Raw genomic sequence first — 12,670 nt, forward strand, 5'->3', positions numbered from 1 at the left:
CGAGTCCTGCCACGGCGCGATCTACTCGGAGGTCCTCCTTGAAACTTCCCGCGACGGGTCAGTTCTCGCCGCGGATCTCCGCCATGTGGTCGAGTCGCTGCTGGACGAGATCGGCCGTCCCGATGTCGTGACGGACTCGGAGCCCATCAGTGCCCGCCCGGTCGAGCGCGCGCTCGGCGATCTCCTCCGCTTCGCTGATGCTGTCGGCGATGCCTACGACGGCATAGGAACGTGAGGTGGTGGTGTAGATGCCGTCCGCGCGCTCGTCGACGCTGGCGTAGAACAACAGCGCGTCGCCGGCGTTCTCCTCGTCGATGGTCACCCGAGCGCCCGCCTCCGGATTGGTCGGGTAGCCCTCGGGAACCGCGTACTTACAGACCGTCGCCTTGGGCTGGAACGAGAGTTGGGGCAGCGACTCCTCGTCCCGTGCGGCCGTCAGTACGTCGAGGAACGGCGTGTTCAGCACCGGGAGGGTGTTCATCGCCTCGGGGTCGCCGAAGCGAGCGTTGAACTCGACGACCTTCGGCCCCTCGCTGGTGAGCATGAACTGTCCGTAGAGGACGCCCTTGTACCCGTCCAGGGCGTCGACGGTCGCCTCGATCACGTCGACGGCGGCCATGTAGTCGTCCTCGTCCATGAACGGCAGTTCGAGGCCGGCGTCGGAGTAACTGCCCATCCCGCCGGTGTTCGGTCCCTCGTCACCTTCGTAGGCACGTTTGTGGTCCTGGACGGCGGGAGTGACGCGGACTTCGCCGTTGGCGACGAACGCCTGGACGGTGAACTCCTCGCCGACGAGACGCTCTTCGAGGACGACGCGGTCGTAGTTCGACTCCCGGATGTACTCCTTGGCGTCGGCTTTGCTGATCTGGTCGCCGGTCACGCGGACGCCTTTCCCGCCGGTGAGCCCTGCTGGCTTGATCGCCAGATCGCCGTCGTAGTCGTCGACGTACGCACAGGCGGCCTCCATATCGTCGAAGGTCTCGAAGTCGGGACAGCCCGGGATGTCGTGTTCCTGCATGAACCGGCGCTGGAACGCCTTGTCCGTCTCGATGCGAGCCTCGGCCTCCTGGGGGCCGAACGCGTAGACGCCGGCCTCGTCCAGTGCGTCGGCGACTCCCTCGGCCAGTGGTGCTTCGGGGCCGACGACGGCAAGCGTCGCGTCCACCTCGCGGGCGTAGGTGGTCACGGCCGTCGGGTTCGTCGTGTCCAGCGTCTCGAACCCTTCGGCCAGCGCGGCGATGCCGGGGTTGCGGTTGCCGGCACAGGCATAGAGGTCGGCGTCCGACTCCCCGAGCGCACGGGCGACGGCGTGTTCGCGGCCCCCGCCACCGACGAGTAGCACTGTCTCTGTCATGTCCGAATCCGCGACGGGGATCGACGTAAGTATTGCTCTCTCGGCCTGTCGGCCGCGTGTCGCTCACCCGCACTGGCCCCGTTTCACTCCGGTGTCGTCGCGTCCCTTTTCCCCGCGGCACCCCGACAGCGGGGTATGAGCGACGACCCCACGTCACGGAACCGCCTCGACGAGGCACAGAGTCCGTACCTCCGTCAGCACGCCGACAACCCGGTCAACTGGCAGCCCTGGGACGAGCAGGCCCTGGATGCCGCCCGTGAGCAGGACAAACCCATCTTCCTCTCGATCGGCTACGCGGCGTGCCACTGGTGTCACGTCATGGAGGAGGAGAGCTTCCAGGACGAGTCGGTCGCGGCCGTCCTCAACGAGCATTTCGTCCCGATCAAGGTCGACCGGGAGGAGCGGCCCGACATCGATAGCGTCTACATGAGCATCTGTCAGCAGGTGACCGGCGGCGGCGGGTGGCCCCTGTCGGCCTGGCTCACACCGGAGGGGGAACCGTTCTACGTGGGGACTTACTTCCCGCCCGAGGAGAAGCGCGGCCAACCCGGATTCGGGGACCTGCTGGAGCGACTGGCCGAGTCGTGGGCAGACCCGGAGGACCGCGCGGAGATGGAGAACCGTGCCCAGCAGTGGACCGACGCCATCGAGAGCGATCTGGAGGCGACGCCGGCCGACCCCGAGGACCCGGCCGACGATCTGATCCAAACCGCGGCGACCATCGCCCACCGCGGTGCCGACCGACAGAACGGCGGCTGGGGCTCGGGCGGCCCGAAGTTCCCCCAGACCGGCCGGCTCCACGTGCTGTTGCGTGCCCACGCCGACGGGGGATCGCCGACCGATTCGGGGACGGCCCCTGCAGGAGCAGGCGATAGCGACGCGGCCGACAGCTACCTGGCCGTCGTCGAGGAGACGCTCGACGTGATGGCCGACCGGGGACTGTACGATCACGTCGGTGGCGGGTTTCACCGCTACTCGACCGACCAGCAGTGGGCCGTCCCCCACTTCGAGAAGATGTTGTACGACAACGCGGAGATCCCCCGGGCGTTCCTGGCCGGCTATCAGGCGATCGGCTCCGAACGGTACGCCAGCGTCGTCCGGGAGACGTTCGCGTTCGTCCAGCGCGAACTGCAACACGACGAGGGCGGCTTCTTCAGTACGCTGGACGCGGTGAGTCCCCCACCGGGCGAGCCCGACGGGGACACCGAGGAGGGGGCGTTCTACGTCTGGACGCCCGAACAGGCCCACGACGCCATCGAGGACGAAACCACCGCGGACCTGTTCTGTGAGTACTACGGCGTCACGGGCCGTGGCAACTTCGAGGGTGCGGCCGTACTGGGCGTACGCAAACCCCTCTCGGTACTCGCCGAGGAGTACGAACTGAGCGAGAGCGAGGTCACGGAGCGCCTGGAGTCGGCGCTGGACCAGGCCTTCGATGCCCGCCAGGAACGCCCACGCCCGGCCCGGGACGAGAAGGTCCTCGCCGGGTGGAACGGACTGATGATCCGCGCGCTCGCGGAGGGCGCGATCGTCCTCGACGACGCCTACGCCGACGTGGCCGCCGACGCGCTGTCGTTCGTCCGCGAACACCTCTGGGACGCCGACGAGGGCCGACTCGCCCGACGGTACAAGGACGGCGATGTCGGGATCGACGGCTACCTCGAAGACTACGCGTTCCTCGGCCGTGGTGCGCTGGCGCTGTTCGAGGCGACCGGCGACATCGATCACCTGGCGTTCGCGATGAACCTGGGGGAGGCGATCACCGAGGCGTTCTGGGACGACGGCGAGGAGACGCTGTACTTCACGCCGACCGGTGGGGAGGCGCTGGTCGCCCGGCCCCAGGAACTCACTGACCACTCGACGCCGTCCAGCACCGGCGTGGCCGTCGACCTCCTGCTCGCGCTCGATCACTTCCGGGCCGACGACCGCTTCGAGACGGTCGCCGAGGGGGTCGTTCGAACGCACGCGAACCGGACCTCGTCGGACCCGCTCCAGCACGCTTCGCTCACGCTGGCGACGGATACCTACGAGCAGGGGTCGCTCGAACTGACGCTCGTCTGTGACCCCGAGAACCCACCGGAGGAGTGGATGGAGACGCTCACCGAGACGTACGTCCCGCGACGGCTTCTGGCGTGGCGGCCCGCCGCCGACGATATCGTCGACGAGTGGCTCGACGCGCTGGCGCTGAGCGAGTCACCGCCGATCTGGGCCGGCCGCGGCCTGACAGCGGGCAATCCGACGGTCTACGCCTGTCGGAACTTCGCCTGCTCACCGCCACAGACGGGCCTGACGACGGCCTTAGACTGGGGTCGGGAGTAACCTACTCCAGCGCGGCTTCGATCTCGTCTGCGAGATACACGAGGATCGGAACCGGCTCCTCCTCGACGAAACGGGCGATCTCCTCGCCGTCGTATTCGACGACGACTGTCGGAATATACTCGATACCGTACGCCTCGACGGCTTCGCCGGTCTTGGAGCCGTCGTCCTCCTTCTCGACGGGGTAGTGATAGATCTGCGTGTCCGGGATTCCGGCTGCTTCCAGTGCTGCCCCGAAATCGGGGAATTGGGCGCGACAGTCCTTACACCAGTCACCGCCCCAGATCTTGACGATCAGGTCGTCGCTGTAGCGTTTCAGTACGTCGACCGAATCGGTGTAGGCGTCCTCGACCCACACCGGGTTCGGTTCCATGGTCTCCAGTCGCTCCGAGTCGCTCATGCCAGCAGGTAGCGGAGCCACCGGCTTGAACTTCCCGGCTCACTCGACGGGGTCTGGGGCCGTCAACCGCTCCCGGAGGATCGTGCGGTGACACCGCTTGGACTCGCCCTCGAAGCAGACCAGCACGACCGGCTCGCCGTCGTCGACGCGGTCACGGAGACCGGCCAGTGCTGCCCGTGCCGCGTCGTCGCTCGCCAGATGCGTTCGGTACCGATCAGCGAAGTCGGTCTCCTCCCAGGCGGCGTTGTGAGCGCCCTCGTCGCACATCCCTCGGCGTTTGAACTCCTCGGTCACCTGTTTCGTCTCGGCGAGCAAGTCGGCTGGCGGTCCCAGTTCCGGAACGTTCTCGTCGACCGCAGCGTGGAACCAGCCGGTGGGTTCCCGGACGACGCCGACCAGCGTCTCGTCGCCCGATCGGTCCGCGAGGCCGTGCTGGAGTGCGGCGACGTAGGTGTCCCCGACGCGGCCGTCCATACCGGCCGATCGGCCAGCCGCCGGAAAAGCCTGCCGGGACCCGCGATCACCCACACGGTATGGGGGGCTCCAGTAGGGGTTTAGGTCTCCCTGGCGTATCCGGAGGTATGCACGACGATATTCTCGATACCATCGGCTCTCCGCTGGTGTCGGTCGATGCGCCGGCGGGGGCGACAGTCGCCGCAAAGGTCGAGTCGTTCAACCCCGGGGGCTCCGCGAAGGACCGGCCGGCGGCGTTCATGATCGAACGGGCCGAGCGGGAGGGGGATGTCTCGCCGGGTGACACGCTGGTCGAACCGACGAGCGGCAACACCGGCATCGGACTGGCCATGGTCGGCGCGGTCAGAGGCTACGACGTAGTGCTCGTGATGCCGTCCTCGAAGTCCCCCGAGCGCCGTGAGATCATGCGAGCCTACGGCGCGGAGATCGAACTCGTCGAGGGCGACATCTCGACGGCGAAAGATCGGGCCGACGAACTCACCGACCAGGCGGGGTACATTCAGTTGCGCCAGTTCGACAACCCGGCCAACCCGCGGGCACACTACGAGACGACCGGCGGGGAGGTCATTGAGCAGGTCGGCGACCGGACCGTCGACGCGCTGGTCGCCGGCGTCGGGACCGGCGGGACGATCAGTGGCACCGGGAGACGGCTCCGCGAGGCGTTCCCCGAGATGGATATCGTCGCTGTCGAACCCGCGGACAACGCCGTCCTCTCCGGAATGGAACCGGGGACCGGCCAGGATAGTTTCCAGGGGATGGGACCGGGATTCGTCAGCCCGAACACCGACGTCGATCTCATCGACGACGTCCTCACCATCGAACTCGACGACGCCGAAGCGGAGTGCCGCCGCCTCGCCCGGGAGGAAGGCATCCTCGTCGGCCAGTCCTCCGGCGCCTCGAACCTCGCCGCACGCGAGTGGGCACAGCGACTCCTCGACGACGGCGTCGAGGACCCGCTCGTCGTCACCGTCTACTGGGACAGCGGCGAGCGGTATATGTCGACCGAGATGTTCGACTAATCGAGTGGATGCGCGCTCGACAGATAGGATTCGTACTCGGCACACACCCATTCGTTCATCGCGCCCGCATCGTTCGTGACGACCCCACTGATCCCCGAGTCGGTGTAGACGACGAGCCCGCTGACCGGGCCATCCGGCGTCTGTGCGGTCCAGACCGCATAGGGCATCGGCTCCGCTGTCACGGACAGCGAGAGGTCGGCGGCGCCGCGTAACTGTTCGTAGTCCTCGGTGTAGTTCTCGCGGAGCGCGTCGACGGCGCCGTCGGTCAACACTAGTTCGACGGTCGCTCCGTCCTCGACGAGGGCGGTTATCTGCTCGGTGTACTGCGGGATAACTGTCGGTCCGGTTCCCAGAAACTCGCTGGCCTCGGCGATCCGTTCGGCGTTGTGCTGGACGGGTGCCAGGGGCGCTTCCGGGGTCGTCTCGATGACTGTCGCACCGTCGAGAGCGGCCGCCGGGATCGAGATATCGGGCGGTAACGGATCGAGGACTGGCTGGGCGGCCTGGAGTGCCTGGGTCCGGGAGACGAACCGGTCGTAGGCGTCACCAGCGTGCCGGCCGGCGTAGGTCGCGGTGTACGTGCTTCCCTCGCGACTGACCAGTCCGTCCGCCCGGAGCGATTCGATCGCTCTGTCGATCGTCGAGCGGGCGACATCGGTAGCTTCGACGAGTTCCGGTTTGGTTCTGGGTTCCACGAGCAGCGTGAGTAACTCCCGTCGCCGAGCGATCGTATCGACGAATTCGGGTGGACCTCCCATCGGCAGTGACATCTAACTGACTGGATATGAATGCACCGGCTCCCACAGAAACTGAGCAATGAATCCTATCCGTTGGGCAACTGTCCAGTGGTTTTTCGCACTGTGGGAACATTCCCGGACAATCGGTATAAGTACTACCGACGTACTCTATCTCTGATGGGTCCGGGACTCTTCCGGACCGGACGAGTGGTCACGTCCGCCCCCGGACGTGCCTCTGACACACCGACCACTCGTCACGTGTTCTACGCCCCGAACTCGTCTTCCGTAACCCGCACGACCAGCGTCTCGTCGACCTCACGGAGGTCGTATTCGGGGATGACCTCGCCCGTCCGCGTGACCAGCATCGGTTCGACGAGCCGGGGCGGCCCGGTCGACTCGGGTTCGGCCTGCTCCGTCTCGACAGCCTGCGGCTCGACGCCGTAGACCATCAGGAACCGATCGGTCTGGTCGGGTGTGACGTGGTCGTCCCTGACTGCCGCAGCAAGGTCCCGCGAGAGCCACTCGGTCTCACTGACCGAGGGCTCTTTGACGAGTGCGGCGTCGACAAAACGGACCAGATACCAGTTGAGGTCGTTCAACAGTGCGACTGCCGCACCCAGGCTCACCGTCTCGACCGCGACGGTGTTTTCGAACGGTTCACGCAGGTCGTAGGTCATCAACGCGTCTCTGGCCGTCTCGCGGGAGAGGAGTTCGTACCTGAGGTTCACCTCGTCGTCGCCGACGAGACAGACCTGTGTCATTGTCGGGGACAGACGCCGTGTGTGGATTTAGCTTTCGGTGCGTCCGTTCGGGGCTCTTGAGCGGGGCCGTCGCCGGGCGTCAGAACGTCGTCACGTCGCCCTCGATGACCTGCCGAGTGATTTCGGTCACGTCCGCGAGTTCGTCGTCGACGGCCGCACGGACCTCCGCCTCGATGTCGCCGACCGAGACGCCCTCTTCGGTGACCAGCATCGCGTCGGCGACGTGTGGGTCGTCGATGGGTGAACCGATCTGTGAGAGCAACCGGAGCTGGAGCTGGCGGATCCCGTCGACCTCCTCGACGACGGACTCGGCGATCGATGTCGAGAGGAGGTTGTAGATCTTCCCGATGTGGTTGACCGGGTTCTTTCCGGAGGTGGCTTCCATGCTCATCGGGCGGTTGGGCGTGATGAGCCCGTTAGCGCGGTTCCCCCGGCCGACCGAGCCGTCGTCGCCCTGCTCGGCGCTGGTCCCGGTCGTCGTCAGGTAGATCGACTCGTTCTCGTAGTCGTCGGCGGTGTTGACGTGGACGGAGATGTCCCGGTCTGTGTACCCCTCGGCCAACTCGGAGACGTATTCGCGGACGTCGGCGACGGCGTCCTTGTACCCCTCCAGGTCGGCGACGTACTCGTCGACCATCGCCACGGCGACGGTCACGTCGATGTGGTCGCCCTCGCGTTTGCCCATCACTTTCACATCTTCACCGACGACGGGGTTATCGGCAGCGTACTCCCCGGTCAGCCGGCGTTCGGTGTTGTAGACGATCCGTTCGGTCTCCGAGAGGGGCGCGTGGCCGACACCGTAGCTCGTATCGTTTGCCATCGGGATGGCGGCTTCCTCGCCGAAGACAGTCTGGAGGTCGCCCGAGCCCTCGCCCAGTTGTACGTCGACGATGACGTCCGAGCCGACATCGAGATGGGGGAACTGTTCGTCGAGGTACTCGCGGGCAGCCTCCAGCGCGAGCCGCTCGGCCGGGATTCGGGTCCCCTCGTAGGTCTTGGTCGCCCGGCCGACGATCAGCAGATAGATCGGTTCGAGGACTTCGCCGCCGCCGTAGGCCGGCGCGGCGGTGCCGGCGACGAGTTGCGTCTCATCGGTGTTGTAGTGGAGGACCTTCCCGACGCGGTCGATGTACGCGGTCGCCAGCCGGCGGGAGACGCTCTCGGCGACGCCGTCACAGATAGAGTCCGGGTGACCGATCCCCTTTCGCTCGACGATCTCGACTTCCTGGTCTTCGACTGCTAGCCCGCTCTCGGGCTTGACGTGGATGTTCCGGTCGGTCATTGCCGCGTAGTTGGCAGGGGTGGGTTCTATAACTTACGAGAAGTGTTCGGCATCGAAAAATAACTCTCAAGAATCGTCGAGCAACATCCCGAGATACGACGTCCGGCGCTGATCGGCCGGGTCGAGCCCGAGGTCTCGAACCACGTCATACGCCCCTTCGCGTGCCTCCTCGACGGCGTCTTCGGACTCGACTTCCGTCTCGACTTCGACGTACTCGCCGACGCCCTCGACGGCGTCGAGCGTGACCGTGTAGCCGTCGTATCTGTAGAACCGGCGGTCTTTCTCGACGGTGGCGACGGGATCGAATCCAAGGTTCCGAAAGAGCAAATCCGCGTCGGCCCCATCGTCGACGCCCGTCTCGACCTCCGTTCGCGTCTTGGATTCGTCGTCGACGAGCGGTCCCTTGTAGGTCATCCGGGCCGTCGTCGTCCCCTCGCGGGTCTCCCGACGGACGCGGAACGCCTCGTCGGTCTCGGCGAAGTCCCTGTGGGGCGCGTCGTAGTAGGTGTCTTCCTGGACGACTGTTCTGGTCCGTTCCGCCCCGAGGTCGGCGAGGCGGTCCGCAACCGTCGCGAGGTGGGCCGGGACCTTCACCTCCACTTCGTACATGTGACCGGAGACGGCGGACACGGTCAAAAAGCGCTTGTTTCGACCGCGGGGTTTACTGTCCCCCGGACCACGTGAGGGTGTATGGACGGTCAGTACGAACCCGTAGAGTCGCCCGACGAGACGACCGTCTTCCCGTATCACGACCTCACACCGCCGACACCCGCTGACGTCGAAGCCGCCGGAGAAGTCGTCAGCGAGTACCTCCCGACGACACCGCTGGTCCGTAGCGAACCCCTCTCGGCGGCGCTGGAGGCGGATGTCTATCTCAAACGCGAGGACACGCTCCCGACTGGAGCGTTCAAAGTACGGGGAGGTGTCAACCTCGTCGCGACGCTGCCCGAGGAGTTCCGCGAACGGGGCCTCGTCGCCGCCAGTTCCGGCAATCACGGCCAGTCCGTCGCCTGGGCCGGCCGTGAGTTCGACGTTCCCGTCACGATCGGCGTCCCCGAAGCGGCAAACGACGACAAGGTCCGGGAGATGCGCCGACTCGGCGCGGAGGTGATCCGCCACGGTGACGATTACGACGACGCCCGGGAGTACATCGAGGAGCTGGCCGTCGAGCGCCAGGCCCGCTATGTCCACTCGGGCAACGAGCCGAAGCTGCTCGCCGGCGTCGGGACCGCCGGCCTGGAGATCCTCGACGAACTCGGAGAGATCGACTACCTGTTCAGCCCGATCGGCGGGGGCTCCTCGGCCGCTGGCTACTGTCTTACGGTGGGAGCCGAGACCGATGCGAAGATCATCGGCGCACAGTCGGAGGCGGCTCCCGCGATGTATCGGGCCTGGCAGGAAGACACGCTCGCCGCCCACGAGCGCATGGAGACGATGGCCGAGGGTGTCGCGACGCGGGTCCCGTTCGCGCTCACGATGGAGGTCCTGCGCGACGACCTCGCTGACTTCCGGCTCGTCTCCGAGGACGCTATCAAGGACGGCGTCGCCCGCGTCTTCTGTGAGGACCGCATCGTCCTGGAGGGTGCCTGTGCCACTGCCGTCGCGGCCGCGTTTCAGATGCGCGAGGAACTCGCCGGTCAGACGGTCGTCATCCCGGTTTCGGGCCGAAACATCGAGCAATCGAAGCTCGAACGCATCCTCGCGGAGAGCGACTACCCCGGCTGACCGACGGGAAACGTTGTTCTTAAGAGTGCCACGACAGTCGAACACGGTATGAGCAACGAGTCCGAGGCCGACGCCGACGACGTTGAGGAAGGAGCAGACGAAGCAACCGAGGCAGGCCTGCAGGATGGCGATGTCATCAAACTCGCCTACACCGCACGCACCGTCGAGGACGGCTCGCTCGTCGACACGACCGACGAGGAAGTCGCCGAAGACGAGGGTGTCGACACCGAGCAGCAGGAGTTCGGTCCCCGCACGATCGTTCTGGGTGAGGGCCACATCTTCCCGGACGTCGAGGAAGACATCACCGGCAAGGAAGTCGGTGACGAGGGCACTGTCACGATCGCTGCCGTCGACGCCTTCGGCGAGTACGACGAGGAGCAGGTCCGGACGATCTCGAAGGACAAGATCCCGGAGGACGACCGCTACCCCGGCGCGCACGTCCAGATCGAGAACGAGCAGGGCCACGTCGAGACGATCATCGGCGGACGCGCCCGCGTCGACTTCAACCACCCGCTGGCCGGCGAGGACGTCGAGTACGAGTACGAGATCGTCGCCGAGGTCACCGACCGCGAGGAGAAGGCCCAGGGCATCATCCAGATGATGCTGGACATGGAGCTTGACCTCTGGTTCGAGACCGAGACGGTCGAAGAAGAACAGCTCGTCGAGAGCGACGACGAGGACGACGAGGAGTCCGAACCCGAGTACGAGACCGTCGAAGTCGAGAAGGACACGCTCTACATCGAGGCGACGCCCCAGCTGACGATGAACCAGCAGTGGATGATGGGCAAACAGCAGATCGCCCAGCAGCTCACCCAACTGCTCGGCGTCGATCGCATCATCGTCCAGGAGGAGATCGGTGGCGGCGGCATGGGTATGCCCGGCATGATGGGCGGCATGGGCGGCGGCCCCGGCGGTGCCGACCTCGAAGAAGCGCTCGAAGACGCCGACGTCGACGCCGAGGAGATCGTCGACGAGATCGACGGCGCCGAGGAGTAACGCCGACCGCGGTTCTCGCGTTTTCAGACCAAGCAGCCGTGCCTGTCGCGCTCCTCACAGACGACGTGGCCGGGAGGCCGCTCCGTCGGCCGACCTGGGGAAGGGCAGGGCTGTCAGGAGCATACCGCGAGCGAAGCGAGCGGTTTCACTCGGCCGAGTGCAACGAGGCCGAGCAGTTTTTCCCCATGTTTTTGCAAGGAGAGGTTCGCGCGCCGCGAAGCGGCGACGCGAACCCGACGCAATAAAAAGTGGTGTTACGCGATATCCCGGGACGTGTCGATGCTGACCTCCTCGACGAGGTCAAGTTTGATCACGTCGTTGGGCGCACGGCCGCCACGGAACTTCGGGATTGCCAGCCGGTTGGCGATCTCGTCGCCCTCGATCTGGGTGTTGAGTTGGAAGACGACATCGGCGAAATGCTCGGTGGTGTCACGCAGCGGCGGGACGTCCCGGCCGTTGAGACAGTGCAGAATGCCCAGACTGTTCGTGTTGACGATGTGGTTCTGGAGGTCGTTCATGAACGCGCGAAAGCGGGAGTGTGGCTCCTGGGATTCGAGGACGTCCAGCGGATCGACTATCAGGTTCGAGGTCTCGGGCAGCGCCGAGACGAGTTTGCCCGCGTTGTCCAGCGGGGCCTCCCCGGAGATGTGCCGAACCGTCGGGTCGCCGGTGTTGGCGGGCGTCTGTTCGATGCTGGCGACGACCGACTCGGCGGTCCGGTCCAGCGAGAGCCACAGGGTCCCGCGTGTGGCGGTGAGTTCGTAGAGGAACAACTCCGCCTGGCTCGCCGGGTGTGCGGACAGGGTGACGATACTCCCGGCGGGAATCCCGCCGTCGAGTTTCCTGTCGAGGACGTCGATGCCCGTCCGTAACCGGTTCACCATACCAGTGAGAAGTACAGAACACACAGGATTAAATATTCCGCTTATCCAGGCGCTTTGCGACTGCTGCGTACCGAACGGCGACAGCCCTCGCTTCGAGTGGAGGTTCTGATACCTCGGGGACGTGTACCACGTCCCGACACCTCAGGAGATCGCCCGGTTGAGCTGATCCGTCGCTACGGGTGAGGACGACCAGCGAGGGAGGTGAATCGAGTTCGCGGGCCATCGCCGCGGTCTTAGCGGCATCCCGGAGGCTCTGTTCGGTCGGTGTCGCCACCACGACACTCCTGTCAGCGCGGCGAAGCGGGACGGCAGCGTCGGGGCCGGCGCCGGCGGGACAATCGACCAGAACCGGTCGGTCGCGCCCACGGAGTTGTTCGAGGGCGCTCGCGAGTGTCGATCGATCGGCGGTGCCACACGGGAGCACGTCGAGACGTGGGAACCGACCGGATCGGCGGGTGAGCGGTGAGAGTCCGGTCCGCTGGAGTCGTTCGAGTCCCGGGGTCCGATCGACACTGACGCGGTGGTGGATATCCGGCATCTGTCTGTCCGCGTCGACGACGAGCGGCCGGTGGCCGCGAGCACCCAGCGCGCTGGCGATCCCGAGCGCTGTCGTCGTCTTCCCACAGCCACCTTTCCCGCCTGCGATAGCGAGCATACCGGCGTTCCCTTCGGCACCCGATTTCAACCTTCGCCGTGTCGGGAGATTCAAGAGCGTCGGGGGC

13 protein-coding genes are annotated in these 12,670 nt (G+C 66.0%); 4 read left to right on the forward strand and 9 right to left on the reverse strand.

Features of this window, described 5'->3' with window-relative positions; genetic code table 11:
- Positions 1 to 58 precede the first annotated feature (58 nt).
- The gene (gene purD, locus VJ109_RS14620; RefSeq protein WP_324757711.1) at positions 59 to 1,354 is read right to left on the reverse strand and encodes a phosphoribosylamine--glycine ligase; all 1,296 of its coding nucleotides are present in this window, start codon (positions 1,352 to 1,354) and stop codon (positions 59 to 61) included.
- Positions 1,355 to 1,489: 135 nt separating this feature from the next.
- On the opposite strand from purD, the gene VJ109_RS14625 reads away from it, so the two are divergent.
- The gene (locus tag VJ109_RS14625) at positions 1,490 to 3,673 is read left to right on the forward strand and encodes a thioredoxin domain-containing protein (RefSeq protein WP_324757713.1); all 2,184 of its coding nucleotides are present in this window, start codon (positions 1,490 to 1,492) and stop codon (positions 3,671 to 3,673) included.
- A gap of 1 nt (position 3,674) precedes the next feature.
- Here the strand turns inward: VJ109_RS14625 and VJ109_RS14630 are convergent, their stop codons facing one another.
- Together VJ109_RS14630 and VJ109_RS14635 are read right to left on the reverse strand one after the other, a co-directional pair.
- Positions 3,675 to 4,070 (reverse strand): thioredoxin family protein, encoded by a 396-nt coding sequence (locus VJ109_RS14630; RefSeq protein WP_324757715.1) that lies wholly within the window; start codon positions 4,068 to 4,070, stop codon positions 3,675 to 3,677.
- A gap of 39 nt (positions 4,071 to 4,109) precedes the next feature.
- Positions 4,110 to 4,544 carry a DUF488 family protein, N3 subclade gene (locus VJ109_RS14635; RefSeq protein WP_324757717.1) on the reverse strand — a complete coding sequence of 145 codons (435 nt, stop codon included), beginning with the start codon at positions 4,542 to 4,544 and terminating at the stop codon, positions 4,110 to 4,112.
- A 107-nt stretch (positions 4,545 to 4,651) separates the two neighbouring features.
- Here VJ109_RS14635 and VJ109_RS14640 point away from each other — a divergent pair, with 107 nt between their 5' ends.
- On the forward strand, positions 4,652 to 5,563 hold the full coding sequence (locus VJ109_RS14640; RefSeq protein ID WP_324757719.1) for a PLP-dependent cysteine synthase family protein: 912 nt from the start codon (positions 4,652 to 4,654) through the stop codon (positions 5,561 to 5,563).
- Here VJ109_RS14640 and VJ109_RS14645 read toward each other — a convergent pair.
- From VJ109_RS14645 to cyaB, 4 genes are all read right to left on the reverse strand, one after another.
- The gene (locus tag VJ109_RS14645) at positions 5,560 to 6,321 is read right to left on the reverse strand and encodes a helix-turn-helix transcriptional regulator (RefSeq protein ID WP_324757721.1); all 762 of its coding nucleotides are present in this window, start codon (positions 6,319 to 6,321) and stop codon (positions 5,560 to 5,562) included. The genes VJ109_RS14640 and VJ109_RS14645 overlap by 4 nt on opposite strands.
- A gap of 242 nt (positions 6,322 to 6,563) precedes the next feature.
- Positions 6,564 to 7,061: a DUF5804 family protein gene (locus VJ109_RS14650; RefSeq protein WP_324757723.1), complete on the reverse strand. Its 498-nt coding sequence runs from the start codon at positions 7,059 to 7,061 to the stop codon at positions 6,564 to 6,566.
- Between the two features lie 79 nt (positions 7,062 to 7,140).
- Entirely contained in the window at positions 7,141 to 8,343 is a 1,203-nt protein-coding gene (locus tag VJ109_RS14655) for a methionine adenosyltransferase (protein WP_324757725.1), read from the reverse strand.
- A 66-nt stretch (positions 8,344 to 8,409) separates the two neighbouring features.
- Positions 8,410 to 8,952 (reverse strand): class IV adenylate cyclase, encoded by a 543-nt coding sequence (gene cyaB, locus VJ109_RS14660; RefSeq protein WP_324757727.1) that lies wholly within the window; start codon positions 8,950 to 8,952, stop codon positions 8,410 to 8,412.
- 81 nt (positions 8,953 to 9,033) lie between these two features.
- On the opposite strand from cyaB, the gene VJ109_RS14665 reads away from it, so the two are divergent.
- The gene (locus tag VJ109_RS14665) at positions 9,034 to 10,068 is read left to right on the forward strand and encodes a threonine ammonia-lyase (protein ID WP_324757729.1); all 1,035 of its coding nucleotides are present in this window, start codon (positions 9,034 to 9,036) and stop codon (positions 10,066 to 10,068) included.
- A 48-nt stretch (positions 10,069 to 10,116) separates the two neighbouring features.
- The gene (locus VJ109_RS14670; protein WP_324757731.1) at positions 10,117 to 11,064 is read left to right on the forward strand and encodes an FKBP-type peptidyl-prolyl cis-trans isomerase; all 948 of its coding nucleotides are present in this window, start codon (positions 10,117 to 10,119) and stop codon (positions 11,062 to 11,064) included.
- Positions 11,065 to 11,318: 254 nt separating this feature from the next.
- Here the strand turns inward: VJ109_RS14670 and VJ109_RS14675 are convergent, their stop codons facing one another.
- On the reverse strand, positions 11,319 to 11,948 hold the full coding sequence (locus VJ109_RS14675; protein ID WP_276221686.1) for an RAD55 family ATPase: 630 nt from the start codon (positions 11,946 to 11,948) through the stop codon (positions 11,319 to 11,321).
- A 28-nt stretch (positions 11,949 to 11,976) separates the two neighbouring features.
- Positions 11,977 to 12,603 carry a MinD/ParA family ATP-binding protein gene (locus VJ109_RS14680; protein ID WP_324757733.1) on the reverse strand — a complete coding sequence of 209 codons (627 nt, stop codon included), beginning with the start codon at positions 12,601 to 12,603 and terminating at the stop codon, positions 11,977 to 11,979.
- Between the last annotated feature and the right edge of the window lie 67 nt (positions 12,604 to 12,670).

The sequence above is a fragment of the Haloarcula montana genome (genome assembly GCF_035666295.1).
Classification (GTDB): Archaea; Halobacteriota; Halobacteria; order Halobacteriales; family Haloarculaceae; genus Haloarcula; species Haloarcula montana.

What these genes read in the sequence shown, in the direction of transcription:
- cyaB (WP_324757727.1), bottom strand. Translation starts at nt 8,952, where the DNA reads ATGTACGAAGTGGAGGTGAAGGTCCCGGCCCACCTCGCGACGGTTGCG.
- VJ109_RS14680 (WP_324757733.1), bottom strand. Translation starts at nt 12,603, where the DNA reads ATGCTCGCTATCGCAGGCGGGAAAGGTGGCTGTGGGAAGACGACGACA.
- VJ109_RS14635 (WP_324757717.1), bottom strand. Translation starts at nt 4,544, where the DNA reads ATGGACGGCCGCGTCGGGGACACCTACGTCGCCGCACTCCAGCACGGC.
- VJ109_RS14625 (WP_324757713.1), top strand. Translation starts at nt 1,490, where the DNA reads ATGAGCGACGACCCCACGTCACGGAACCGCCTCGACGAGGCACAGAGT.
- VJ109_RS14675 (WP_276221686.1), bottom strand. Translation starts at nt 11,948, where the DNA reads ATGGTGAACCGGTTACGGACGGGCATCGACGTCCTCGACAGGAAACTC.
- VJ109_RS14630 (WP_324757715.1), bottom strand. Translation starts at nt 4,070, where the DNA reads ATGAGCGACTCGGAGCGACTGGAGACCATGGAACCGAACCCGGTGTGG.
- VJ109_RS14670 (WP_324757731.1), top strand. Translation starts at nt 10,117, where the DNA reads ATGAGCAACGAGTCCGAGGCCGACGCCGACGACGTTGAGGAAGGAGCA.
- VJ109_RS14655 (WP_324757725.1), bottom strand. Translation starts at nt 8,343, where the DNA reads ATGACCGACCGGAACATCCACGTCAAGCCCGAGAGCGGGCTAGCAGTC.
- VJ109_RS14640 (WP_324757719.1), top strand. Translation starts at nt 4,652, where the DNA reads ATGCACGACGATATTCTCGATACCATCGGCTCTCCGCTGGTGTCGGTC.
- VJ109_RS14650 (WP_324757723.1), bottom strand. Translation starts at nt 7,061, where the DNA reads ATGACACAGGTCTGTCTCGTCGGCGACGACGAGGTGAACCTCAGGTAC.
- VJ109_RS14665 (WP_324757729.1), top strand. Translation starts at nt 9,034, where the DNA reads ATGGACGGTCAGTACGAACCCGTAGAGTCGCCCGACGAGACGACCGTC.
- purD (WP_324757711.1), bottom strand. Translation starts at nt 1,354, where the DNA reads ATGACAGAGACAGTGCTACTCGTCGGTGGCGGGGGCCGCGAACACGCC.
- VJ109_RS14645 (WP_324757721.1), bottom strand. Translation starts at nt 6,321, where the DNA reads ATGGGAGGTCCACCCGAATTCGTCGATACGATCGCTCGGCGACGGGAG.